We start from the raw sequence: 23,924 nt of genomic DNA, 5'->3' as shown, positions 1-23,924 counted from the left end.
TGATAGGGACGAAGGTACGGTTCTGGACGAGTTGTCGATAAGTCCTCGCTGACCCACCCCCGGGGGAGGCCCCCAATGACCGTACGGCCCGACGAGCCGGAGGGCATCGTCCTCCAGGCCCGCGACGTGCGCTTCGACTGGACCGGTGTGCCGCTGCACTGGATCCCCCGAGACCCCGTGGCCTCGCACCTCATCAACGTGCTGCACCTGCTGCTGCCCGCGGGCGAGGAGTGGTTCATCCGCGTCTTCAAGCAGGCGCTCCCGTACATTCGCGACGACCGGCTCCGCGAGGACGTGCTCGGCTTCATCGGGCAGGAGGCCGTCCACGCCACGTCGCACGAGGGCGTCCTGGAGCACTTCGGCGCGCAGGGCCTGGACGTCGGGCCGTTCGTGCGGCAGGTGGACTTCATGTTCGAGGGCCTGCTCGGCGACCGAGACCTCACCGGCGAGCCGCTGCGCGCCTGGCTGTTCGAGCGCGTCGCGATCATCGCGGCGATCGAGCACTTCACCGGCGTGCTCGGCGACTGGGTCCTCAACGCGTCCGCGCTGGACCGTGCCGGGGCCGACCCGACGATGCTGGACCTGCTGCGCTGGCACGGCGCCGAGGAGGTCGAGCACCGGCACGTCGCGCACGACCTGTTCATGCACCTGGACGGCTCGTACGCGGCGCGGCTGCGGGCGATGAGCGAGACGCTGTTCATGCTCGGGTCGCTGTGGCAGCGCGGGCACCGGTACCTGCTGGCCGCCGACCCGGTCGTCCGGGGACGCGTGCGCGGCGGGCTCGGCCATCTTCGGCGCACCGGCCCGGCCGGGTTGAGCCCGAGCCGGCGGGCGCTGTTCGCGTCGATCCGGCGGTATCTGCGGCGCGACTACACCCCGCTGAACGAGGGCTCGACCGTGCAGGCGCTCGCGTACCTGGCGTCGTCCCCGGCCGCCCAGGCGGCGTTGCGGTGAGCGGCGACCTGAAGGACCGCATTCCGCCGTCGCTGTTCGGACGGCGTCCCCGCGACCCGTTCTGGGTGGCCGTCCACACGCTGTTCGGCGGGCTGGAGCGCCTCATGGCGCTGCGGACGGCGCCGCCGCCGCCGATCCGGCCGGTGGACCGGAGCCTGCGGCTCGTCGTCCGCGCGGTCGTGCCGGAGGCCGAGGACGTCGTGTCGCTGCGGTTCGAGGCCCCCGACGGCCGTGACCTGCCGCGCTGGTGGCCGGGCGGCCACCTGGACGTGCTGCTGCCGTCCGGGCGCCGCCGCCAGTACTCGCTGTGCGGCGACCCCGCCGACCGGACGTCGTACCGGATCGCCGTCCGGCGGCTGCCGGCGGGCGCGGGCGGCTCGCGGGAGGTCCACGACGCGGTCGCGGCGGGCGACGAGCTGACGGTGACGGGGCCGCGCAACGCGTTCCCGTTCCTCGCCCGCGAGCGGTACCGGTTCGTCGCGGGCGGCATCGGCATCACGCCGATCCTGCCGATGGTGCGGGCGGCGCACCGGGCGGGCGCCGACTGGACGCTCGTCTACACCGGACGGTCCCGCGCCTCGCTCGCGTTCCTCGGCGAACTCGCCGACCTGCCGTCCGAGCGCGTGATCGTCCGGACCGACGACGAGCACGGCACGCCGTCCGGCGCGGATCTGTTGGCCGGCGTCACGCCCGGCACGGCCGTGTACTGCTGCGGGCCCGCGCCGATGCTCGACGCGGTGCGCGGAGCGTTCCCCGACGGCGCCACGCTGCACTTCGAGCGGTTCGCGCCCGCGCCGATCACCGACGGACGGCCGTTCGAGGTCGAGTTGGCCCGGACGGGCGTCGTCCTGCCCGTCCCGGCGGACCGGTCCGCGCTGGACGTGATCCGCGAGGCCGTCCCGGGCGTGGCGTACTCGTGCCGCCAGGGGTTCTGCGGGACGTGCCGGGTCGGGCTGCTCGCGGGCGACGCCGACGAGCGCGCCGTCGCCGACGCGGCCGACGACGGGCTGCTGATCTGCGTCTCCCGCGCGTCCGGCGGACGGCTCACGCTCGACCTTTAATGCGTTGCGCCGGGTTCGCCCCGGCTGGCATCGTTGCGGACGTCGGCACACCGAGACCAGGAAGGAGAACGCCGTGAAGCTACGACTGCGCCAGGCGTCGTTCCCGGTCTCCCGCCGCTATCGCTGAGCCGTCACGGCCGCGCGGGACCCGGAGGCGACGCCGCCCCGGCACGACGCGCGGCTCTACCCCAACCGGCAGAGGGGCCACCTTCAGGAGGTGGACGTTCCGGGTTCGAATCCCGGGAGCCGCACCATCCCCCTTTCTCGCGGGGCGGCGCCGACGTTCGGAGAGTCGGGCCTGCCTGTAAAGCAGGTGCCGCAGCGCTGAGCGGGTTCGAATCCCGCCCGCCCCACGACCGCGTTTTGCCGTCCAATCTCGGAAGTGTTAAAAAAGGCCCGAGAATCGTCGGGGGCCCGGATCTCCCCGGAACGCGGAATGATCGGAGACCTTCGTGCGGGCTGCCCGGCTGCGCGTGCTCCCGCGCGCCGATCCCGGGACCGTCCGGGCGGACCGGCGGCACGCGGCCCGGGTCGCCGCCGGGCTGCTCGTGCCCGGCGCCGCGCTGCTCGCCGCCGGCCGCCCCGACCTGATCATCTACGCGGCGTTCGGGTCGTTCACCGGCATGTACGGACGGGCCGAGCCGCGCGGCGTCCGGCTCCGGCACCAGGCGCAGGCGGGCGCGATCCTGTTCGCCGGCGTCGCGCTCGGCGTGCTGCTGTCCGTCCTCCACGCGCCGGCCTGGGTCCTCGTGTGCGCCGAGGCGGCGTTCTCCTTTGCGGGCGCGCTGGTGACGACCCGGCTCGACCTCACTCCGCGCGGCCCGTTCTTCGGGATCTTCGCGCTGGGCGCGGTCGCGCTGGTGCCCGCCGGACGGGCCGCGCCCTGGACGGCGCTCGGGATCTGCGCCGGGGCGATCCTGCTGTCCGTCCTCATCGGGCTGACCGGAGGCACCCGGGGCACCGCCGCGATCACGCCGGTGACCTGCGTGAACGCGCGCTGCGCGCTCGTCCACGCCGTCCGGTACGCGGGCGCCATCGCCGCCGCCGGGGCGGTGGGCCTGCTGCTGGGCGTCGAGCACGCGAACTGGGCGATGGCGTCGGCCGCCGTCCCGCTGGCCGCCGCCGACCCGCGCGACCCGCGCCACCCGGGCCTCGGCCCGATCGTGGAGCGCAGCGTCCACCGGGTCCTCGGCACGTTCGTCGGGCTGGCCGTCACCGCGTCGCTGCTGCTGCCGGGCCCGGACGCGTCCTGGTCGGCGCTCGCGGTGATCGTCCTGCTGTTCCCGACCGAACTGTTCATGGCCCGCCACTACTGGCTGGCGCTCGGGTTCTTCACGCCGCTGATCATGGTGATGACCGAGCTGGCGGCGCCGGGCGACCCGGTCGCGATGGTCACGGCGCGGGCCGTCGACACCGTGGTCGGGGTGGTCGCGGGCGTGGGGGCCGCCGTGATCGTCCGGGGCCGGTGCCGTTAGGCGGACCGCTCCACGGTGACCTTGAGGTGCTTCATCAGCGGCTGGTCGCTCTGCGTGCTGTAGTCGCCGATCGCGCACAGGACGTTCATCTCGGGCATGTACCCGGCCGCGCAGCCCCGGGGGATGTCGTAGGGCACCGCGCGGTAGCGCCGCAGGGAGCGTGTGCCGCCGTCCTTCGCGATGCTCGTGACGTCGACCTCGTCGAACGCGGTCAGGCCGCGTTCGCGCAGGTCGTCGGCGTTCATGAAGATCAACGTCCGCAGGTTCTTGATGCCGCGGTAGCGGTCGTCGTTCGAGTAGATCGTCGTGTTCCACTGGTCGTGCGACCGCATGGTGCCGAGCGCGAGCGTGCCGGGCGCGGGGACGACGTCCGGGAGGTCCGCCGTCGAGAACTCCGCCCGCCGCGACGCGGTGTGGAACACGCGGTCCCGCGCGGGCTGGTGGAGCCGGAACCCGCGCGGCTGCCGGACGCGGTCGTTGAAGTCCTCGAATCCGTCCAGGACCCGCGCCATCGTGTCGCGGATCCGGTCGTAGTCCTCGACGTAGCGCTCCCACGGCGTCGCGCTGTCCGGCAGCGCCGCGCGGGCCATCCCCGCGATGATCGCGGGCTCGGACAGCAGGTGCGGCGACGCGGGACGCTTCATGCCGGTCGACAGGTGGACCATGCTCATCGCGTCCTCGACCGACGTGGCCTGCACGCCCGCCGCCTGGTGGTCCTTCTCGGTGCGGCCGAGGCACGGCAGGATCAGCGCGCGGCGGCCGTGTTCGAGGTGGCTGCGGTTGAGCTTCGTGCTGACCTGGACGGTCAGGTCGCAGTTCCGCAGCGCCGCGGCCGTGTAGGGCGTGTCCGGCGCGGCGAGCGCGAAGTTGCCGCCCATGCCGACGAACACCGTCACCTCGCCCCGGCGCATCGCCTCGATCACGGCGACGGTGTCGAGCCCGTGGCGGCGGGGCGGGTCGATCCCGCAGACCGCGCCGAGCCGGTCGAGGAACGCGGGGTCGGGACGGTGGTCGATGCCGCACGTCCGGTTGCCCTGCACGTTGCTGTGCCCGCGCACGGGGGACGGCCCGGCGCCCTCCCGGCCGATGTTCCCCCGCAGGAGCAGCAGGTTCATGATCTCGCGGACGGTGTCGACGCCGTGCTCGTGCTGCGTCACGCCGAGGCACCAGCTCACGATGGCGCGGTCGGCGGCGCGGTAGATCCCGGCGAGCGCGCGGATCTCGGCGACGGCGACGCCGGACTGGTGCTCGATCTCGGCCCACGGCGTCCGGGCGCAGACGGCCCGGTACTCCTCGAAGCCGGTGGTGTGGGTCGCGAGGAAGGCGGTGTCCAGCGCCTCGGCGCCGGTCTCCAGCAGGGCTTTCGCGACGCCCCGGACCAGCGCCATGTCCCCGCCGATGCGCGGCTGGACGTTCATCGTCGACGTCGGCGTGGCGCGGAGCGTCGCCATGCGGGCGAACTCGTGCGGGATGATCGTCCGCGTCGCGCCCGCCTCGACCAGCGGGTTGACGTGGACGACCTGCGCGCCCCGCCGGTAGGCCTCCGCGAGCGCGGTCAGCATCCGGGGCGCGTTGGACGCGGCGTTCACCCCGAACACGAAGATCGCGTCGGCGCGCTCCCAGTCGTGGACGTCGACCGTGCCCTTCCCGGTGCCGATCGCCGCCGTCAGCGCCCGTCCGCTCGCCTCGTGGCACATGTTCGAGCAGTCGGGGAGGTTGTTGGTGCCCAGTTCGCGGGCCATGAGCTGGTAGAGGAACGTGGCCTCGTTGCCGAGTCGTCCGGAGGTGTAGAACGCGGCCCGGTCGGGGCTGTCGAGGTCGCGAAGGGCGCGTCCGACCAGCGCGAACGCGTCCGGCCAGGAGATCGGGACGTAGCGGTCGGTCTCGGGGTCGTAGGACAGCGGTTCGGTCAGCCGTCCCTGCGCCTCAAGGTCGCTGTCGCTCCACGTGGCCAGCTCGCGCACCGGATGGGCGGCGAAGAACTCACGGCCGACGCGCTTGCCGGTCATCTCCCACGTGACGTGCTTGACGCCGTTCTCGCAGACGTCCAGGTGCAGGCCGTGGGGATCGTCGGGCCACGCGCAGCCGGGGCAGTCGAAGCCGCCCTTCCCCTGGTTCATCCGCAGGAGGGCGCGCGGACCGTCGATCGGCTCGCGCTGCCGCAGCACGAAACCCGCCACGCTCCGCGCCGCGCCCCACCCGGCGGCCGGGTGGCGGTAGGGCTTGAATTCCGGCTCCCGGTCCTCGTGCCGCTCGTCCATCGCCCGCCTCCCGCCGCCGCGCCAGTGCCCGCCGATTCAAACACACCTTTATCGCCCGAAAAATGGCCGTGGAGTGTCGGCCCCGGTCGTTGTCGGACGCGACAAAACCTTTTGTGGCACCCGACGACGGCGCCTGCCGCTTGACACTTTTCCGGACGGACAGTAGAACGTCGAATTCAGAACGGAACCGATTTCCGTTCGCCGGGAAAGGGGACCGCGTGGCGCAGGGCACGGCCGAACTCGTCGCCTGGGCCGAGACCCGCCTGCCGCGCCTGATCGACGACGTGTGCGCGGCCGTCTGCGACCGGATCGCGCTCTACCGGGACGAGAAGATCGTCCCGCGCGCGGACCTGCACCGCTCCATCGCGGTCAACCTGCGGTTCATGGTCGACGCGCTCGGCGGCACCGCCACCCCCGACCAGGCCGCGCCCGAGGAGACCGGAGCCCGCCGGGCGCACCAGGGCGCGCCGCTGCCGGAGGTGCTCCAGGCGTACCGGATCGCCTGCGCGATGCTGTGGGACCTGCTCGTCGGCCGCGCCCGCGCCGGCGCGCGGGCGGACGCGCTCGTCGACGTCGCCGGGCTCCTGTGGCGCGTCGCCGACGAGCACGCGGTCCGGCTCACCGAGGCCTACCGGGCCGCGAGCGCGGAGCTGCTGGTCGCGCGGCAGCGGCGGCGGTCGGCGCTGGTGGAGGCGCTGTTCACCGGCCATCGCGTGGCCGACGCCGGTCCCTGGGAGGCCGGGAAGCTGCTCGGCCTGGCGCTCGACGGGAAGCTCGCCGTCGTCGCGGCGGAGACGCGCGGCCTCGCCGAGGAGGGCCTGGTCGGCGTCGAACGGCGGCTCGCGCGGCTCGGCGTCGTCTCGGCGTGGCAGCTCACCCCGACGCTCCAGGCGGGCGTGGTCTCGTTGCGCGACGACCAACTCGATCCGATGCTCGCCGCGCTGCGCGAGAGCGCCGCCGCCCGCACCGGCGTGAGCCCGCTCTACCGGTCGCTGGTCGACACCCCGCGCGCCCTGCACCTCGCCCGGACGGCGCTCGCCGCCCTCCCGCCCGGCACCGCGCGGGTCCGCGCGTTCGGGTCCAGCCCGCTCACCGCGCTCCTCGCGCACGACCCGGACGAGGGACGGCGGCTGGCCGACGAGGTCCTCGGCGCCCTGCTGGACCAGCCCGCCGAAGAACGGGACTTCCTGCTGGAGACCCTGGAGGCCTACCTCGGCAACGGCGGCTCGGCGGACCGGGCCGCGCAGGTGCTGCACTGCCACCCGAACACCGTCCGGTACCGGATGCGCCGGATCCGCGACCTCACCGGCCGGTCGCTGACCGATCCCCGGTCCGTCGCCGAACTGGTGGCCGCCGTGCAGGCCGTGCGGCTCGGCCCCGCGAACTGATCCCCCCGCAAGGAGACCCCCCGTTGCCCGAGCCCCAGAACGTGCTCGCCCCGCTCACCGACAGCGCGCTGTTCCTCACCTTCGTCGTCCGGCCGGGCGGCGAGGCGGACGTCCACGCCCTGCTGCCGGACGTCGCCGGGATGATCCGCTCGGTCGGCTTCCCGCTCCCCGACGAGGAGCTGACCTGCGTCGTCGGCATCGGATCGGACCTGTGGGACCGGCTGTTCACCGGGCCGCGTCCGGCGCGCCTGCACCCGTTCCGCGAGATCACCGGCCCGCGCCACCGCGCGCCCGCGACGCCCGGCGACCTGTTCGTCCACCTGCGCGCCCGGCGGCCGTTCACCTGCTTCGAGCTGGGCCGCCGGATCGCCGGACGGCTCGGCGCGGCGGCCGACGTCGTGGACGAGGTCACCGGCTTCCGCTACTACGACCGGCGCGACCTGCTCGGCTACGTGGACGGCACCGAGAACCCCACCGGCGCGGCGGCGGGCGCGGCGGCGCTCGTCGGCGCCGACGATCCGTCTTTCGCGGGCGGTTCGTACCTGCTGGTGCAGAAGTACGTGCACGACCTCGCCCGGTGGACGGAGCTGCCGGGCGCGGACCGGGACCGCGCGATCGGCCGCCACCGGGCCGACGACGTGGAGATCCCCGACGACCTGAAGGCCCCCGACGCGCACGTCGCCCTCGCCACGGTCGAGGACGCCGACGGCACCGAACGGAAGATCGTCCGCGACAACATGCCGTTCGGCTCCATCGCGAAGGCGGAGTACGGCACCTACTTCGCGGGGTACGCGGCCGATCCCGGCGTGATCGAGACCATGCTGACCCGCATGGTCGTCGGCGTCCCGCCGGGGACGTCCGACCGGATCCTCGACGTGTCCACGCCGGTCACCGGCGGGCTGTTCTTCGCGCCCCCGGCGGACTTCCTCGCGGCCCCGCCGCCGCGCCCGGCCGGCTGAGCGCTCAGACGTCGCCGTGCGGGTCCGGCTTCAGCGGGTCGTGGCCGAGGTTCATCAGCCCGTGCCGCCACGACTCGCGGGACGCGCCCTCGGCGGGCGGGTTCGCCAGGTAATCGTTGATCCGGTCCACGACGCGGCGCATCGTGTCGACGTCCTCGCGGGTCAGGTCCATCTTCCGCTTGCGGAGGATGAGCGCGACATGGCGCCCGAGGTCGGGCACGCCCGAGCCGGGGGCGGCGGGCAGCGCGTCCACGCCCGACGCGTCGGTCAGCAGCCACTCCCGCAGTTCCTCCGAGGTCATGTTCACCGCCCCGTGGAACTCGTCCCACAGGTCCGCCACGTCCGGCGCGATCTTCTGCTTCACCCTGGCCTCCTTCGCACGGCTTCCTGTCCCGTTCCCGGCCGCCGCCCCGCGCAGAGTCCGGGGCGGGCCAAGGACTCTTGGTGCGCCCTTGCCCGACCGGCCGCCGGGTTCGACCCGTTCCGTTCGGGTAGGCGCGCGGGCATGGAGCGGCTGGAACGGGATCTGCGGGAGCGTGTGGCGGGAGAGGTCCGGTTCGACGCGGGGTCGCGGGCGATGTACGCGCACGACGCGTCGAACTACCGGTGGCCCCCGATCGGCGTGGTGGTGCCGGACACGGTGGACGCGGGCGCCGAGGCCGTCGCGGTGTGCCGGGAGCACCGCGTCCCGGTGCTGTCGCGCGGCGGCGGGACGAGCCTCGCCGGGCAGTGCTGCAACACGGCCGTCGTCATCGACTGGTCCAAGAACTGCAACCGGCTCGTCGAACTGGACACCGGCGCGCGGACCGCGGTCGTGGAGCCCGGCGCCTGCCTGGACGACCTCAACACCGCCCTGGAACCGCACGGCCTGACCGTCGGGCCGCGGCCGTCCACGCACGCGACCTGCACGATCGGCGGAATGGTCGGCAACGACTCGTGCGGCGCGACCGCGCAGGCCTACGGACGAATGACCGCGTCGGTGGAGCGGCTGGAGATCCTGACCTACGACGGCGTCCGGACGTGGGTCGGCCCGACCGACGACGACGAGTACGCCCGGATCCTCGCCGCAGGGGGCCGCCGCGCCGAGATCTACCGGGAGCTGCGGGTGCTGCGCGACGACGGCCTGGCGCTGCTGCGTACCCGGTACCCCGACATCCCGCGCCGCGTCTCCGGCTACAGCCTGGACGAGCTGCTGCCCGAGAACCGCTTCAACGTCGCCCGCGCGCTGGTCGGCTCGGAGGGCACGCTGGTCACCGTGCTGCACGCCGAGATCCGGCTGTTCGAGGCGCCGAAGGCCAGGGCGCTGGTCGTCCTCGGCTACGACGACATCGCGGCGGCGGCCGACGCCGTCCCGGCCGTCGCCGCGCACGAGCCGCTGGCGCTGGAGGGCCTGGACGACGAGCTGGTCCGCCTCGCCCGCGCCGACGCGCTGATGAGCACTGACGTCCGGCGCGAGCTGCCGGCGGGCGCGGGCTGGCTGATGGTCCGGTTCGGCGGCCGGTCGCAGCGGGAGGCCGACGAGCGCGCCGACGCGCTGGTGGAGGCCCTCGGGACGTCGCCGAACTCGCCGCGCGTCCAGGACCGGCACGACCCGGCGGAGGAGCGCAAGCTGTGGAAGGTGCGTGAAGCGGGGCTGGGCGCGACCGCCTACCCGCCCGGCGAGCCGGACACCCACGAAGGGTGGGAGGACGCCGCCGTCCCGCCCGACAAGCTCGGCGACTACCTGCGGGACTTCCGCGCGCTGGTGGACGAGTTCGGCCTCGAACCCATCTCCCTCTACGGTCATTTCGGGCAGGGCTGCGTCCACACGCGCATCCCGTTCGACCTGTCCGACGACGCGGGCATCGCGCGCTACCGCGACTTCGTGCAGCGCGCGGCGCGGCTCGTCGTGTCCTACGGCGGGTCGCTGTCGGGGGAGCACGGCGACGGCCAGTCCCGCGCCGAGCTGCTGCCGCTGATGTTCGGCGACGACATGGTCGCGCTGTTCGGCCGCTTCAAGGCGATCTTCGACCCGGACGACCGGATGAACCCGGGCAAGGTCGCGACGCCGTCCCGCGAGCAGCGGCCCGAACGGCTGGACGACCACCTGGACCGGCACGGCTACCACCCGTCCGAGCCGGAGACCTCCTTCTCCTACCCGAACGACGACCACCGCTTCACCCACGCCGCCGCGCGCTGCGTCGGGATCGGCAACTGCCGCAGCAGTTCCGGCGGCGTCATGTGCCCGAGCTACCGCGTGACGGGCGAGGAGAAGCACGCGACGCGGGGCCGCGCCCGACTGCTAAACGAGATGATGCGCGGCGAGGTGATCCAGGACGGGTGGCGCTCGAAGGACGTCGCCGACGCGCTCGACCTCTGCCTGGCCTGCAAGGGCTGCCGCCACGACTGCCCAGTCGGCGTGGACATGGCCACCTACAAGGCCGAGTTCCTGTCCCATCACTACGAAGGACGGATCCGTCCGCCCGCGCACTACGCGATGGGCTGGCTGCCGCTGTGGGCGGGCCTCGCGAGCGCCGCGCCGCGCGCGGTGAACGCGGTGACGCACGCGCCGGGGCTGGCGCGGGTCGTCAAGGCGGCGGGCGGCGTGGACCGGCGGCGCGAGCTGCCGCGGTTCGCGGGGGAGCGGTTCAGCGACTGGTTCCGGCGGCGGCGCCCGCAGGGGTCGGGCTGGCGCGGCCCGGTCGTGCTGTGGCCGGACACGTTCACCGACTCGTTCCATCCCGAGGCCGGGAAGGCGGCCGTCGAGGTGCTGGAGAAGGCGGGGTTCCGGGTGGAGGTGCCGCCGCGCCCGTCCCCGCTCGGGACGGCCCGCGACGGCCTGTGCTGCGGCCTGACCTGGATCTCCACCGGCCAGCTCGGCACCGCCGCCCGCGTCCTGCGCCGGACGGCCCGCGCGCTCGGCCCCCGGCTGCGCGCGGGCGAGGAGGTCGTCGTGCTCGAACCGAGCTGCGCGGCCGTGTTCCGCGCGGACGCGCCGGAACTGCTCGCGGGCGACCCGGAGATCGGGCTCCTGCGCGACCGGACGCGCACGCTCGCCGAACTGCTGGACGAGCACGACGTCCCGTTCCCGAAGGCGAAACAGGTCAAGGCGATCGCCCAGCCGCACTGCCACCACCACGCGATCATGGGCTTCGACGCCGACCGCGCGGTGCTCGCGCGGGCCGGGGTGGACACCGAGGTCCTGGACGTCGGCTGCTGCGGCCTGGCGGGGAACTTCGGCTTCGAGCGCGGCCACTACGACGTGTCGGTCGGGGCCGCCGAACTCGGACTCTGGCCCGCCGTGCGCTCCGCGCCGTCCGGGACGGCCGTCCTCGCCGACGGCTTCTCCTGCCGCACCCAGATCGAGGCCGGCACCGACGCCGCGCCCCGCCACCTCGCCGAACTGCTCCGGGACGCTGTGTTAACTGCAAACCCGGCCTGCTCCGCTCGCTAGCGCTCGCTCCGCAACCGTGCTTGTGCGAGTGCTGCATCGCTTCGCGATCTTCCCGCCCGTGGGGACTCGCCTTCGGCGTCGTCCCCACGGGCGCTCAGTTAACGCACTCGCGCGACGGCTGAGCACTCCTCATGGCCGAAAACGCACTTGCGCGACGGCTGAGCCTTTCCGACGCGACCGGATGCGGCGGTTACCGTGGCGCCACCGCCGTCGAGATCGGGGAGCGCGACCTGCGCCGGCTGCTCGGCGCGGCGCCGGACGCGTCCGTCCGGGTCTACGCCTCGGGCGGGTTCACCACCTACGACGATGCCCGGATACGCGAGCAGGCCGAAGGCCGGCTCGCGTACGGCATCACGGCCGTCAAGATCAAAATTCGGCGACGGACGGGCCGACCTGCACCGGCTGCGGCTCGTCCACGACGTCGCGGCGGGCCGCGCCGAGCTGTACGCCGACGCCAACGGCACCTACCGCCCCGCGCAGGCGGTGGAGATCGCGCGCGCCGCCGCTCGGCTGGTTCGAGGAGCCGGTGTCGTCGGACGACACCGGCGGCCTGCGCCGCGTCCGCGCCGCCGTGGACTGCCCTGTCGCGGCGGGCGAGTACGGCTTCGACCTGCCCTGCTACCTCCGCCTGCTGGACGCCGTGGGCGAACCCCAGGCCGACGCCAACGGTGCCGACCGCCCCGCGCAAGCCCTCGCGTGAGCGCGTTACCTGAGCGCCCGGGGACGAAGCCGGAGGCGAGTCCCCGGGCGGGAAGATCGCGAAGCGATGCAGCGCTCGCACCAAGCACGGTTGCGGAGCGAGCGCTAGCGAGCGCAGCAGGCCGGGATTGCAGTGAACACAGCGGCACCGGGTCCGCTGACCCGGTGCCCGCCGCTCACTTCCCGAACTGCTGGATCTTGTCCTTGAACAGCGTCGTCGCGATGGACGACCGGCGCGGCTGCCCCTTGAGGAACGCCTTGCCGAACTTCTTGGCCTGGTCGTACTGGATCTTGCCGGGCATCGGCGGCTCGTCCGGGTCGACCTGGACGTCCACCAGCGCCGGGCCGTCGTGGTTCAGCGCCTCCAGCACGGCCTTCTCCACGTCGCGCGGGTCGGTGACCTTCAGCCCGCAGCCGCCGCACGACCGCGCCCAGGCGGCGAAGTCCGCGACCGGCTCGTCGGAGTACCGGATGCCGAACTCGGGGTAGCCGAGGACCATCTGCTCCCAGAGGATCTGCCCCAGCGAGTTGTTGTTGTTTATGATCACCTTGATGGGCAGGCGGTGGTGGACGGCGGTGATGAAGTCCGCCATCAGCATCGAGAACCCGCCGTCGCCGACGTAGGCGATGACCTGGCGGCCGGGGAACGCGTGCTGGATCGCGATGGAGTACGGCAGGCCGGGCGCCATCGTCGCGAGGTTGCCCGACAGGTAGAAGCCCCGGTCGCCCCGGATCGTCCAGTGCCGCGCGGCCCAGGTCGCGATCGTGCCGCTGTCGCAGGTGAGGATCGCGTCGTCGGCGGCGAGGTCGTCCAGCACGCCCATGACGTACTGCGGCGCGATCGGCGTGCGCTTGGGGTTCTCCAGCGCGTCCATGTCCTTGCGCCACTTGTCCATCGACTTCTGGAACTTCTCCAGGTGGCCGCGCTTCTTCTTGCGCTCCAGCAGCGGCAGCAGCGCCGCCAGGCCCTCCTTGGCGTCGCCGATCATCGGGACCTCGGTGGGCATCCGCGCCCCGGCGCGCGACGGGTCGGCTTCGAGCTGGACGACCCGGACCTTGCCCGGCTCGGGCAGGTGCTGGGTGTAGGGGAAGTTCGTGCCGACCATGAAGAGCGTGTCGCACTCCTCGATCAGCTCTTCGCCGGGACGGGTGCCGAGCAGGCCGATCCCGCCCACCGCGTACGGCGAGTCGTCCGGGATGACGGCCTTGCCGGGCAGCGTCTTGATCACCGGGGCGCCGAGCGTCTCGGCGACGGCCAGGACCTCGTCGCGGGCGTGCAGCGCGCCGACCCCGACCAGCAGCGCGACCTTGGACCCGTCGTTGAGGACGTTCGCGGCGGCGCGCAGGTCGGACGCGCGCGGCACCCCGGGCGGCTCCAGGAACACCGGGGCCGTCGCGGGCGGTCGGGCGGGCGCGACGTGCGCGTACGGGTCGGCGTCGGCGTCGGCGATCTGGACGTCGTTCGGGAACGTCAGGTGGGCGACGCCGCGCCGGGCCAGGGCCGTCCGGACGGCGAGGTCCACCACGCCGGGGAGCTGCGCGGGGTTGTCCACGACCAGGTTGTACTCCGAGACGTCCGCGAAGAGGTGTTCGGTGTGGACCTCCTGCTGGTACCCGGTGCCGAGGACGGACGTCTCCTGCATCCCCGTGATCGCGAGGACGGGCGTGTGGTCGAGCTTGGCGTCGTAGAGCCCGTTCAGCAGGTGGACGGCGCCCGGCCCCGACGTCGCCAGGCACACGCCGATCTTCCCGGTGGCCTTGGCGTACCCGGTGGCCATGAAGGCCGCCGCCTCCTCGTGCCGGACGAGCACGAACCTGATCTTGTCCTTGTGGCGGCGCAGGCCCTCCATGATGCCGTTGATGCCGTCCCCGGGCAGGCCGAAGATCGTGTCGACCCCCCAGTCGATGAGCCGTTCGATCAGCGCTTCCGATGCGATTTTCCCCATGTGGGGTCCCGTGCCCGTGAAATCGCCTTTGACACGGCGCTCGTTAGGACACCGCCCCCTCGGGTAGGCCGCCCCCGCACGTTCAGCAGGAGGAAGGTGGACATCATGGCTCGGCAGCGAGCGCCGCGCGTCGTCGTCCTCACCGGGGCTAGCGGCGGCATCGGCCGCGCGACGGCGCGGCTGCTCGGCGCGCGGGGGGACCGGGTCGCGCTGCTGGCGCGCGGGGCGACCGGGCTCGGCGCGGCGGCCCGCGACGTCCGGGACGCGGGCGGCACCGCGCTGCCCATTCCCGTGGACGTCGCCGACTTCGCGCAGGTCGACGCCGCCGCCGACCGCGTCGAGACCGAACTCGGCCCCATCGACGTCTGGATCAACGTCGCGTTCACCTCGGTGTTCGCGCCCTTCACCGAGATCGCCCCGGAGGAGTTCCGCCGCGTCACCGAGGTCACCTACCTCGGGTTCGTCCACGGGACGCGCGCCGCGCTGGACCGGATGCTGCCGCGCGACCACGGGACGATCGTCCAGACCGGCTCGGCGCTCGCCAAGCGCGGGATCCCGCTCCAGTCGGCGTACTGCGGCGCCAAGCACGCCGTCCAGGGGATGCACGAGTCGGTGCGGACCGAACTGCTGCACCGCCGGTCGCACGTGCGCGCGACGATCGTCCACATGCCCGCCGTGAACACCCCACAGTTCGACTGGGTGGAGAACCGGCTGCCGGACCGTCCGCAGCCCGTCCCGCCGATCTACCAGCCGGAGGTGGCGGCGCGGGCGCTCGTCCACGCCGCCGCGCACCCGCGCCGCCGCGAGTACTGGGTCGGCGGCAGCACGGTCGGGACGATCCTCGGCAACCGGATCGCGCCCGGCCTGCTGGACCGCTACCTCGCCCGGACGGGCTACGGCTCCCAGCAGACCGGACGTCCCGCCGACCCGGACGCGCCCGCCAACCTGTGGCGGCCCGCCGACGACACCGGCGGCCACGACTTCGGCGCGCACGGCGACTTCGACGACCGCGCGCACCCGCGCAGCCTCCAGCGCTGGGCGTCCGAGCACCGGGGGCTGCTCGCCGCCGGGGCGGCGGGCCTGGCGGGCGTCGGCGGCGCCGCCTACCTGCGCTCCCGGTGAGCCGGCCGGGTTCATTGCGCTCTCGGCCTGCTGCGCTCGCTGGCGCTCGCTCCGCAACCGAGCCCGGTGCGAGCGCGGCATCGCTTCGCGATCTTCCCGCCCGGGGACTCGCCTTCGGCTTCGTCCCCGGGCGCTCAGTTAACGCGCTCGCGCGACGGCTGAGGATGCTGGCACAGCTGCGTGCGGTGGTTCCCGTGTCGCCTCGGCCGACGACACGGGCGCGTCTGGACGCGTCCGGCGCTGCGCCGAGCAGCCGGCGCAGGTCGCGCTCCCCGATCTCGACGGCGGTGGCGCCACGGTAACCGCCGCATCCGGTCGCGTCGGAAAGGCTCAGCCGTCGCGCAAGTGCGTTTTCGGCCATGAGGAGTGCTCAGCCGTCGCGCGAGTGCGTTAACTGAGCGCCCGTGGGGACGACGCCGAAGGCGAGTCCCCACGGGCGGGAAGATCGCGAAGCGATGCAGCACTCGCACAAGCACGGTTGCGGAGCGAGCGCCAGCGAGCGCAGCAGGCCGGGATTGCAATAAACACGGCCGCGCCCGCCGACTGCCGCCTCGCCTACGCCGTCCTGCACGGGCTGACGGCCGCGTCGGGAGGGATGGCCGCCGCCGTCACGACCTCGCTGCCCGAGCGGTCCGGCGCGGGCCGCAACTACGACTACCGCTACGCCTGGATCCGCGACCAGTGCTACGCGGGCGAGGCCGTCGCCGCGCACGGCGCCCGCCTGGAGCTGCTGGATTCGGCGGTCGCGTTCGTCTCCGCGCGGGTCCTCGCCGACGGCGACCGGCTGCGCCCCGCCTACACCGTCCACGGCGGGCCCGTCCCGGACGAGCGCCGCGTCGGCCTGCCCGGCTATCCCGGCTCGGACGTCGTCGTCGGCAACCGCGTGAACCGGCAGTTCCAGCTCGACGCGGTCGGGGAGGCGCTGCACCTGTTCGCGACGGCCGCGTCCGCCGGACGGCTCACCGAGGACGCCGCCTCGGCCGCGCGCGTCGCCGCCGACGTAATCGCCCGGCGCTGGGAGCGGCCCGACGCGGGCGTGTGGGAGACCGAAGATCGGCTCTGGACGCACTCGCGGCTCGCCTGCGTCGCGGGCCTGCGCGCCGCCGCCGCGTCCCTCGCGACCCCCGCCGAGGCCGACGGGTGGCGGTCCCTGGCCGACGCGATCCTCGACCGGACGGCCGCCACGGGCCTCACGCGTCGCGGGTACTGGCGCCGCGCGCCCGGCGACGACCGGGTGGACGCGGCGCTGCTCGTCCCGATGATCCGCGACGCCCTGTCCGCCGGGACGGACGCGACGCTGCGCGAGATCCGGGACGGCCTCACCGAGGACGGGTTCGTCTACCGGTACCGCGTCGGGGACCGTCCGCTCGGTGAGGCCGAGGGCGCGTTCATGCTCTGCGGCTTCCTGCTCGCCCTCGCCGAGCACCGCGCGGGCGACACGGCGGCGGCCCGCGCCCGGTTCGAGCGCGTCCGCTCCGGCTGCGGCACGACCGGGCTGTTCACCGAGGAGTACGACGTCCGGCAGCGGCAGCTCCGCGCGAACCTGCCGCAGGCGTTCGTCCACGCCCTGCTGCTGGAGACGGCCGCGCGCCTCGGCCCCGGCTGACGCGCCCATGTGTCAGCCGCCGCGTCACTGGCAAGGGGCCGCACTTCGCTGAACCCGCTTACCAGGAGGCAACCGCTATGAAGGCCGTGATCTGGCAGGGCGTCGGGGACATCACCGTGGAGGACGTGCCCGAACCGAAGCTCCAGGAGCCCGCGGACGCGATCGTCCGGATCACCGGGAGCGCGATCTGCGGCACCGACCTGCACTTCGTGCGCGGCACGATGCCGGGAATGCGGCCCGGGACGATCCTCGGCCACGAGGCCGTGGGCGTCGTGGAGGATTTGGGGCCGGAGGTCCGCAACTTCTCCGTCGGCGACCGGGTGGTGATCCCGTCCACGCTCGGCTGCGGCCGGTGCGTCTACTGCCGCGCGGGCTACTACGCCCAGTGCGACGTGGTGAACCCGCAGGGCCGCGAGGCCGGGACGTCCTTCTACGGCGGCCCGCTGTCCACCGGGCCGTTCGACGGGTTGCAGGCCGAGTACGCGCGGGTGCCGTTCGCGCACACCAACATCGTCCCGATCCCGCCCGGGGTGAGCGACGAGCAGGCGCTGATGGTCAGCGACATCTTCCCGACCGCGTGGTTCGGGGCGCGGCTCGCGCAGGTGACGCCCGGCGACGTCGTCGCGATCTTCGGCGCGGGGCCGGTCGGACAGCTCGCCGCGCTGTCGGCGCGGATGCAGGGCGCGGGCCGCGTCCTCATCGTGGACGGCAACGCCGACCGGCTGGAGACGGCCCGGCTGCAGAACGCCGAGACCATCGACTTCAACGCCGAGGACCCCGTCGCGTCCATCAAGGACATGACCGGCGGCGTCGGCGCGGACCGGGTCATCGACGCGGTCGGCGTGGACGCGCAGCGCCCGTCCGGGGGGCCCGCCGCCGGGCCGGCCGGGGAGCACATCGAGCGGTACGACGCCGAGGTCCACGTCGCGGCGCCCGAGACGAACGTCCAGGGCGACCTGTGGCGGCCGGGCGACGCGCCGAGCCAGGCGATCCGGTGGGCCGTGGACGCGGTCGCGAAGGCCGGGACGGTCGGCATCGTCGGCGTCTACCCGCCCGGCTTCGACCGGTTCCCGATCGGGACGATGATGAACCGGAACCTGACCGTCCAGGCGGGGAACTGCAACCACCGCCGGTACGTGCCGGGCCTGCTGTCCAAGATCGCCACCGGGGCCGCCGACCCGACGACGATCATCACGCAGCAGGAGGAGCTGCCGCACGTCCTGGACGCGTTCGAGGCGTTCGACCGGCGCGAGCCCGGCTGGACCAAGGTGTCCCTGGACGTCGCCGGATGACGTCGCCGGATGACGTCGCCGGATGACGTCGCCGGATGACGTCGCCGGACGACGGTGCTCGGCGTGCCGGGGCGCGGTGCCCCGGCGCGCCGCCGCCGGGCTCAGGCGGCCCGGGGGACGTCCTCTTCGCGGGCGGGTTCGCTGTTGGCCGTCAGGCACTGGATGTAGGCGCCGATGCCGTGGTCGCGGAAGGCGTCCACGCCGAACGACGCCGGGCTGCGCAGATGGCCGCGCAGCGCGTCGCACACCCGGACGAGCAGCGACGGCGGACGGGGGAGCAGCCGCCCCGACGCGTCGAAGTACTGCTCCAGCGCCACGTGCCGGTACAGCGGGTCGGGCGGGAGCTTCGGCACGATGTCGCTGTTGTTGACGAACCGGAACATCCGCCCCTTGAACGCCGTGTCGTAGGCGCGGGCGAGGATCGGGTCGCACGTCCGGGGCTGCCCGAACGTGTAGACGCCGTCCGCGAGCAGGCGCGGGTCGGCGAAGTACATCCGCGCCGCCGCCAGCATCGCCAGCGCGCCGCCGAGGCTGTGGCCGGTGAACCAGAGCTTCTGGTTCCCGGTGCGCAGCTCCCGGACGGCCGTGAGGATCTCCGGCCACACCGCGTCCAGCGCCTGCTCGAACCCGAGGTGGACCATCCCGTCTCCGGACGCGTACGGCACCATGAGTGCGCCGCAGTCCGTCAGCCAGTCGCGCAGTTCGCCGGGCTCGGTGCCCCGGAACGCCACGACGACCGTCTCCGCGTTCCCCATCGCGAACGCCTGCGTGTCCTCCAGCGGGAAGGGCACCCGGTGCGGGACGCAGAACGTCCGCACCTCGGGGAAGCCCCACGCGGCGGCCTGCCGCCGCACCGCGCCGGGTTCCCTGTAGGCGAGCCGCGCCGCCTCGGCCAGGCGGCGCGCGAACGGGAGCCGGGAGCGATCGAAGGGGATCACGTGCATCACGTGGCCTCCGTCTCTTCCTGATGACATGTCGCTATCGGATAATTACCCACGGTGCGATTATCGCCATCGCGACAAATGACTCACCGAATGGCAAGCCGGGTGTCACCAGAGCAGGACGCCGCATCCGTCGCGGACCGCGTCGTCCAGCCACGACAGGCAGGCGTCCAGCCACGCGTCGTCGACGGCGGCGGCCAGGAACGACGCGAATCCGACCGGCGGCGTCACGTACGCCTTCTGCGCTCGCGGGACGCGCCGGTTCCATTCGCGCGCCAGCGCCGCGAACGGCCCGACCTCGAACGGGAGCGGCAGGCCGCCGGCGGGCGGGTCGTCCCAGCGCGGCGCGGGCGGCGGCACCGGGACGGGCAGCGCGAGGATCCGCTCCCGGATCTCCGCCAGCTCCGGCCGGGCCGCCCACGCGGTGGCACGGTCCCGGGCCTCGAACGCGCGCTCGCGCAGCGGCGTCCACTCGTCCACCAGGTTGCGGACGGTCACGTGCGCGTGCCACGCCCGCAGATAGGGGCGGTGCCGCCCGGCCCGCACCTCCGCGAGATGCCGCGTCCAGCGGGCCAGCCGCCGGGACAGGTCGCCGGGGAGGTGGGAGCGAAACGCCGCGCGCCGCCATTCGGCCGGGAACACCGGGTTCAGCGCGAACGCGGCGACGCGGAAGCTCGACGTGCCGTCCCGTTCCACATGGCGGCGCAGCTCGGCCGGGTCGGCGCGCGGCTTCGGCGGGACGGGCAGGTGCCGCAGATCGTCGGGCAGCGCCCCGGACGCCGCGTACCAGTCGGCCTGCGCCTCGACCAGGCCGTCGAGCACGGCGCGGGGAACGCCCGGCAGGGGCCGCATCCTGACCCAGTCCACGCCCATCGCCCGCCAGCGTAGCCGGACCTCTTAAAGTTGCCCCTCGGGCTTGGCCGGAATCGTGGCCGAGATCGCCGTACCCAGTTCGATGAGCACGTCGCCGGGCGGGGCGTACTTCGCCGGAATGGTCACCTCGACGTACGCCTGGCGTCCGACGGCCGTCCAGGTGACCGGACGGTCGGCCGGGACCCCGAACCACGACAGCCCGTTGACGGTCTGGAGCTGCGACGTCGGCCGCAGCCCCGCCGGGAGCGGCACCCCGCAGCGCAGCGCGACCGCGGGCGACCCCCACGCCGTCGTCAGCGGCGACGCGGGCGAGGTGTCGCGCGGCTTCTCGCCGTGGACGCGCTCGGGCAGCCGCAGCCCCCGGCACAACCGGGTGGTCGCCGCGTCGGCCGACGGGACGGGCACCGAGACCGCTCCCGCGCCGCATCCGGCCAGGGCCGCCGCGAGCAGCGGGACCGCCAGGAACGCGGGGACCGTTCGCTCAGACACGGACGATCGGGCAGGTCAGCGTCCGGGTGATGCCCTCGATCCGCTGGACGCGGGAGACGACGAGCTTGCCCAGCTCGTCCACGTCCCGGGCCTCGGCGCGCACGATCACGTCGTACGGGCCGGTGACGTCCTCCGCCTTGATCACGCCGGCGATCCCGGAGATCTGGTCCGCGACGTCGGCGGCCTTTCCCACCTCGGTCTGGATGAGGATGTAGGCCTGCACCATCACGTCCTCCCCGGGCGGAGATTCAACGGTCGGACGGTCACCGTATCGTGTTGTGCGCCACGACGGCCCCCCGGGGTCGAAGGCGGTCACAAGGGACGTAATGGAATCGGGGCCGGATGGGCGGGACGGGCGAACGGGTCGGCGACCTCGGCGAGTTCGGGCTGATCGCCCGGCTCATCCGGGGCCTTCCGCAGGCCCCGGCGGTCGCGCTCGGCCCCGGCGACGACGCCGCCGTGGTGGCCGCGCCCGACGGCCGCGTCGTCGCCACCGCCGACCTCCTGGTCGAGGGCCGCCACTTCCGCCGCGACTGGTCCGGCCCCGCCGACATCGGGCACAAGGCCGCCGCGCAGAACCTCGCCGACGTCGTCGCGATGGGCGCCCGGCCGACCGCGCTGCTCGTCGGGCTCGCGCTGCCGCCCGAGACGCCCGCCGCGTGGGTCGAGGAGCTGTACGCGGGGCTCGCGGCCGAGTGCGCGGCGGCGGGCGCGTCCATCGTCGGCGGCGACGTCGTGGGCGCCGACGCCGTCACGCTCGCGATCACCGCGCTCGGCGACCTCGGCGGCGCGCCGCCGCTCACCCGCTCCGGCGCGCGGCCGGGCGACGTCGTCGCGGTCCGGGGCGCGCTCGGGTGCTCGGCCGCCGGGCTCGCCCTGCTGGAGCGCGGCGCGTCCGGCCCCGCCGAACTGCTCGCCGCGCACCGCCGTCCCCGGCCGCCCTACGCAGCGGGCGCGGAGGCGCGGGCGGCGGGCGCGACGGCCCTCATCGACGTCAGCGACGGCCTCGTGCGCGACCTCGGGCACGTCGCGGCGGCGTCCGGCGTGCGCGTCGAGATCGACACGGCGGCGCTGCCCGTGCCCGCGGTGCTCGGCGCGGACGGCGTCCGGCACGTGCTCACCGGCGGGGAGGACCACGGGTTCGCCGCCGCGTTCCCGCCCGGCCGCGTCCCCGCCGCGTGGACGGCCGTCGGCCGCGTCGCCGCCGGGGCGGGGGTCCTGGTCGACGGCCGTCCGTACGAGGGCGGCGGCTGGGATCATTTCCCGCGTCGTCCCAGGTAGCCGGGGTGTTTTGGGGGTATGAAGGCGAGAGCGCGGCGGGCTGCGCGATTCCTCATCCGGTAGGCAGGGTTGAGGCGGCTTTGGTATACATCCTCTGATCGCGATGAGGAACGGGATGGGACGACACACCAGATTCGGGGAACCGGACGACGACCCGCCGCCCGGCGACGGCCCCCCGCGCGCGGAACCCCCGCCGCAGGCCCCCGCCGCCGACGAGCGCCCGCGCCGGCGCGTCCCGGTCCCCCTGCTCCCGATCCTCGCCCTCACGATCGCGATCGGCGTCGTCTCCTACGCCTACAGCACCAAGCAGATCTCGCTGAACTTCGCCCCGCCCGCCCGCGAGCCCAAGGCCCAGGGCATCCACGACAGCCAGGTCTCCCAGCGCCGCCGCAGCGCCCGCGCCGACGGGCTCGTCGTCGACTTCGCCCTCCTGAAACGCCAGACCGGGGCGTTCACCGCGAGCGTCACCGTCACCAACCGGGGCGAGCGGGCCGTGCAGCGCTGGGCGCTGGCGTTCACCATCCCGAAGGCGCGCGTCGTGTCCGCGACGGGCGCGGAGGTCGTCGCGCTCGGCCGCCGCGCGTGGGTGCGCAGCCCCGGGACGGCGCCCGCCCTCCAGCCCGGCGCCTCGGTCAAGGTCGTGTTCCGCGCGACGGGCAAGCCGCACAGCCCGTCGTCGTGCGTCCTCAACCGGGTCACCTGCGACCGGATCTGATCCCCGTAAAGTAGGCGGTATGCCGCAGAACACGCCGCCGCTCGTCCTGACGATCGCCGGCTCCGACTCCGGCGGCGGCGCCGGGATCCAGGCCGACCTGAAGACGATGCTCGCGCTCGGCGTCCACGGGATGAGCGTCGTCGCCGCCGTCACCGCGCAGAACTCCGTCGGCGTCCAGGGCTACTGGGAACTGCCGCCCGAGGCCGTCCGCGCCCAGCTCGACTCGGTGCTCTCCGACATCGGCGTCCACGCGGTGAAGACCGGGATGCTCGCGTCCGCCGCGCTCGTCGAGACCGTCGCGGACGTCCTCGCCTCCGTCGCGGCGCCCGTCGTGGTGGACCCGGTCGGCGTGTCCAAGCACGGCGACGCGCTGCTCCAGCCGTCCGCCGTGGACGCCGTACGGAGCGTCCTGCTGCCGGTCGCGACCGTCGTCACGCCGAACCTCTGGGAGGTCGAGCAGCTCACCGGCGTCAAGGTCGTGGACGAGACCGGCCTGCGCCCCGCCGCCGAGGCCGTCAAGGCGCTCGGCCCCGCCTGGGTGCTCGTCAAGGGCGGCCACCTGCCCGGAGAACCCGCCGACCTGCTGTTCGACGGCGAACGCGAGTACCGCTTCACCGCGCCGCGCCACGACAACCGGCACACCCACGGGACGGGCTGCACGCTCGCGTCCGCCCTGGCGTCCGAGCTGGCGCTCGGAGCGGACGTCCCGACCGCCGTCGCGCGCGCCAAGGAGTACGTCACCGGAGCGATCGCCGCCGGGTTCCCGCTCGGCGCGGGCATCGGCCCGGTCGACCACGCGTGGCGGATCCGCGCGGAACGTACCGCCTGACCACCGGATTTGCGCACTGACGGACAGTTCCGCACCAGTAACCTGCTGTTCGTGCCATGATGCCCCGGCCGGGCGGACTCCGGCGGGAAGGGCGGAAGGCAATGCTGGACGAGGCGCACCCCGGCACCGGGCGGCCGACGCGGCGCGCGGTGATCGTGCTGGCCCTGCTGCTGCTCGCCTGCGCGTCGGTCTTCGGCCTGCTCGCCCACGACGCCGGACTGATCGGCAAGGACGGCGGCCCCGCGCCCGCCAAGGTCACCCCGCCCCCGGCCGACACCGCGCCGGGCGTCCGGCTCGCCTCCTACTACCCGTGAGCCCCCGGGAACACGACGACCGGCCCCGGACCGGAGGTCGACGGGGCCGGTGCGAGAGCGCCGGTCAGACGGACGGCTTGGTGACCTTGCCCGCCTTGATGCACGAGGTGCACGCGTTGATCCGCTTGGTCCCGCCGTTCACGACGGCGCGGACGCGCTGGATGTTGGGGTTCCAGCGGCGCGGGGTGCGGCGGTGCGAGTGGGAGACGCGCATGCCGAAACCGGGTCCCTTGCCGCAGACGTCGCAGACGGAAGCCACGGAAACTCCAAGTGGGTGTCGAAGCAG

At 74.0% G+C, this 23,924-nt stretch carries 23 protein-coding genes and 2 tRNA genes; 16 read left to right on the top strand and 9 right to left on the bottom strand.

Annotated elements, in window-relative coordinates; translation table 11 throughout:
• The first annotated feature begins 75 nt into the window (after positions 1 to 75).
• The 5 genes from BTM25_RS16140 (at position 76) to BTM25_RS16120 (ending at position 3,490) form a co-directional block, all read left to right on the top strand.
• A complete protein-coding gene (locus BTM25_RS16140) occupies positions 76 to 954 on the top strand; it encodes a metal-dependent hydrolase (RefSeq protein WP_103563698.1) in 879 nt (292 codons plus the stop codon).
• Positions 951 to 2,015, top strand: a complete 1,065-nt coding sequence (locus tag BTM25_RS16135) for a PDR/VanB family oxidoreductase (RefSeq protein ID WP_235828442.1) — start codon at positions 951 to 953, stop codon at positions 2,013 to 2,015. Before BTM25_RS16140 ends, BTM25_RS16135 begins: the two co-directional genes overlap by 4 nt.
• Positions 2,016 to 2,192: 177 nt before the next feature.
• Positions 2,193 to 2,269, top strand: a tRNA-Leu gene (locus BTM25_RS16130).
• A 14-nt stretch (positions 2,270 to 2,283) separates the two neighbouring features.
• Positions 2,284 to 2,368 (top strand) — tRNA-Tyr (locus BTM25_RS16125).
• Between the two features lie 99 nt (positions 2,369 to 2,467).
• On the top strand, positions 2,468 to 3,490 hold the full coding sequence (locus BTM25_RS16120; RefSeq protein ID WP_235828441.1) for an FUSC family protein: 1,023 nt from the start codon (positions 2,468 to 2,470) through the stop codon (positions 3,488 to 3,490).
• Here BTM25_RS16120 and BTM25_RS16115 read toward each other — a convergent pair.
• Positions 3,487 to 5,751 carry an FdhF/YdeP family oxidoreductase gene (locus tag BTM25_RS16115; protein WP_103563697.1) on the bottom strand — a complete coding sequence of 755 codons (2,265 nt, stop codon included), beginning with the start codon at positions 5,749 to 5,751 and terminating at the stop codon, positions 3,487 to 3,489. The two genes, BTM25_RS16120 and BTM25_RS16115, sit on opposite strands and share 4 nt — an antisense overlap.
• 218 nt (positions 5,752 to 5,969) lie before the next feature.
• On the opposite strand from BTM25_RS16115, the gene BTM25_RS16110 reads away from it, so the two are divergent.
• Together BTM25_RS16110 and BTM25_RS16105 are read left to right on the top strand one after the other, a co-directional pair.
• A complete protein-coding gene (locus BTM25_RS16110) occupies positions 5,970 to 7,139 on the top strand; it encodes a PucR family transcriptional regulator (protein WP_235828440.1) in 1,170 nt (389 codons plus the stop codon).
• A 23-nt stretch (positions 7,140 to 7,162) separates the two neighbouring features.
• Positions 7,163 to 8,098: a Dyp-type peroxidase gene (locus BTM25_RS16105; protein WP_103563695.1), complete on the top strand. Its 936-nt coding sequence runs from the start codon at positions 7,163 to 7,165 to the stop codon at positions 8,096 to 8,098.
• 4 nt (positions 8,099 to 8,102) lie between these two features.
• Here BTM25_RS16105 and BTM25_RS16100 read toward each other — a convergent pair whose 3' ends face one another.
• Positions 8,103 to 8,462, bottom strand: a complete 360-nt coding sequence (locus tag BTM25_RS16100) for a DUF3140 domain-containing protein (RefSeq protein ID WP_103563694.1) — start codon at positions 8,460 to 8,462, stop codon at positions 8,103 to 8,105.
• 141 nt (positions 8,463 to 8,603) lie between these two features.
• On the opposite strand from BTM25_RS16100, the gene BTM25_RS16095 reads away from it, so the two are divergent.
• Positions 8,604 to 11,531 (top strand): FAD-binding and (Fe-S)-binding domain-containing protein, encoded by a 2,928-nt coding sequence (locus tag BTM25_RS16095; RefSeq protein ID WP_103563693.1) that lies wholly within the window; start codon positions 8,604 to 8,606, stop codon positions 11,529 to 11,531.
• Positions 11,532 to 11,897: 366 nt separating this feature from the next.
• Here the strand turns inward: BTM25_RS16095 and BTM25_RS29990 are convergent, their stop codons facing one another.
• Entirely contained in the window at positions 11,898 to 12,074 is a 177-nt protein-coding gene (locus BTM25_RS29990) for a hypothetical protein (protein ID WP_205648122.1), read from the bottom strand.
• On the opposite strand from BTM25_RS29990, the gene BTM25_RS29985 reads away from it, so the two are divergent.
• On the top strand, positions 12,058 to 12,231 hold the full coding sequence (locus BTM25_RS29985; RefSeq protein ID WP_205648121.1) for a hypothetical protein: 174 nt from the start codon (positions 12,058 to 12,060) through the stop codon (positions 12,229 to 12,231). The genes BTM25_RS29990 and BTM25_RS29985 overlap by 17 nt on opposite strands.
• Before the next feature lie 175 nt (positions 12,232 to 12,406).
• Here BTM25_RS29985 and BTM25_RS16085 read toward each other — a convergent pair whose 3' ends face one another.
• Positions 12,407 to 14,176, bottom strand: coding sequence for a thiamine pyrophosphate-binding protein (locus BTM25_RS16085; RefSeq protein ID WP_103563691.1), 1,770 nt, complete (start codon positions 14,174 to 14,176; stop codon positions 12,407 to 12,409).
• 105 nt (positions 14,177 to 14,281) lie between these two features.
• On the opposite strand from BTM25_RS16085, the gene BTM25_RS16080 reads away from it, so the two are divergent.
• The 3 genes from BTM25_RS16080 (at position 14,282) to BTM25_RS16070 (ending at position 18,196) form a co-directional block, all read left to right on the top strand.
• Positions 14,282 to 15,298, top strand: a complete 1,017-nt coding sequence (locus tag BTM25_RS16080; protein WP_103564665.1) for an SDR family oxidoreductase — start codon at positions 14,282 to 14,284, stop codon at positions 15,296 to 15,298.
• A gap of 478 nt (positions 15,299 to 15,776) precedes the next feature.
• Entirely contained in the window at positions 15,777 to 16,904 is a 1,128-nt protein-coding gene (locus BTM25_RS16075) for a glycoside hydrolase family 15 protein (protein WP_235828439.1), read from the top strand.
• Between the two features lie 77 nt (positions 16,905 to 16,981).
• The gene (locus tag BTM25_RS16070; protein WP_103563690.1) at positions 16,982 to 18,196 is read left to right on the top strand and encodes a zinc-dependent alcohol dehydrogenase; all 1,215 of its coding nucleotides are present in this window, start codon (positions 16,982 to 16,984) and stop codon (positions 18,194 to 18,196) included.
• Positions 18,197 to 18,297: 101 nt separating this feature from the next.
• On the opposite strand, the gene BTM25_RS16065 is transcribed toward BTM25_RS16070, so the two are convergent.
• The 4 genes from BTM25_RS16065 to BTM25_RS16050 form a co-directional block, all read right to left on the bottom strand.
• The gene (locus BTM25_RS16065; RefSeq protein WP_103563689.1) at positions 18,298 to 19,140 is read right to left on the bottom strand and encodes a lipase family protein; all 843 of its coding nucleotides are present in this window, start codon (positions 19,138 to 19,140) and stop codon (positions 18,298 to 18,300) included.
• Positions 19,141 to 19,245: 105 nt separating this feature from the next.
• On the bottom strand, positions 19,246 to 20,010 hold the full coding sequence (locus tag BTM25_RS16060; RefSeq protein ID WP_103563688.1) for a hypothetical protein: 765 nt from the start codon (positions 20,008 to 20,010) through the stop codon (positions 19,246 to 19,248).
• A gap of 24 nt (positions 20,011 to 20,034) precedes the next feature.
• Positions 20,035 to 20,499 (bottom strand): DUF3515 domain-containing protein, encoded by a 465-nt coding sequence (locus BTM25_RS16055; RefSeq protein WP_235828438.1) that lies wholly within the window; start codon positions 20,497 to 20,499, stop codon positions 20,035 to 20,037.
• The gene (locus tag BTM25_RS16050) at positions 20,492 to 20,725 is read right to left on the bottom strand and encodes an Lrp/AsnC family transcriptional regulator (protein ID WP_103563687.1); all 234 of its coding nucleotides are present in this window, start codon (positions 20,723 to 20,725) and stop codon (positions 20,492 to 20,494) included. The genes BTM25_RS16055 and BTM25_RS16050 overlap by 8 nt, the downstream gene beginning before the upstream one ends.
• Positions 20,726 to 20,841: 116 nt before the next feature.
• Here BTM25_RS16050 and BTM25_RS16045 point away from each other — a divergent pair, with 116 nt between their 5' ends.
• From BTM25_RS16045 to BTM25_RS16030, 4 genes are all read left to right on the top strand, one after another.
• On the top strand, positions 20,842 to 21,780 hold the full coding sequence (locus BTM25_RS16045; RefSeq protein WP_103563686.1) for a thiamine-phosphate kinase: 939 nt from the start codon (positions 20,842 to 20,844) through the stop codon (positions 21,778 to 21,780).
• 115 nt (positions 21,781 to 21,895) lie between these two features.
• Positions 21,896 to 22,495: a cellulose binding domain-containing protein gene (locus BTM25_RS16040; RefSeq protein WP_103563685.1), complete on the top strand. Its 600-nt coding sequence runs from the start codon at positions 21,896 to 21,898 to the stop codon at positions 22,493 to 22,495.
• A gap of 19 nt (positions 22,496 to 22,514) precedes the next feature.
• Positions 22,515 to 23,324, top strand: coding sequence for a bifunctional hydroxymethylpyrimidine kinase/phosphomethylpyrimidine kinase (gene thiD, locus BTM25_RS16035; RefSeq protein WP_103563684.1), 810 nt, complete (start codon positions 22,515 to 22,517; stop codon positions 23,322 to 23,324).
• Positions 23,325 to 23,425: 101 nt separating this feature from the next.
• Positions 23,426 to 23,638 (top strand): hypothetical protein, encoded by a 213-nt coding sequence (locus tag BTM25_RS16030; protein WP_103563683.1) that lies wholly within the window; start codon positions 23,426 to 23,428, stop codon positions 23,636 to 23,638.
• 64 nt (positions 23,639 to 23,702) lie between these two features.
• Here BTM25_RS16030 and rpmB read toward each other — a convergent pair whose 3' ends face one another.
• Positions 23,703 to 23,897: a 50S ribosomal protein L28 gene (gene rpmB, locus BTM25_RS16025; protein ID WP_103563682.1), complete on the bottom strand. Its 195-nt coding sequence runs from the start codon at positions 23,895 to 23,897 to the stop codon at positions 23,703 to 23,705.
• Positions 23,898 to 23,924 lie beyond the last annotated feature (27 nt).

It is taken from the genome of Actinomadura rubteroloni (assembly GCF_002911665.1).
Classification (GTDB): Bacteria; Actinomycetota; Actinomycetes; order Streptosporangiales; family Streptosporangiaceae; genus Spirillospora; species Spirillospora rubteroloni.
This window is presented reverse-complemented; position numbering and strand designations above follow the sequence as displayed.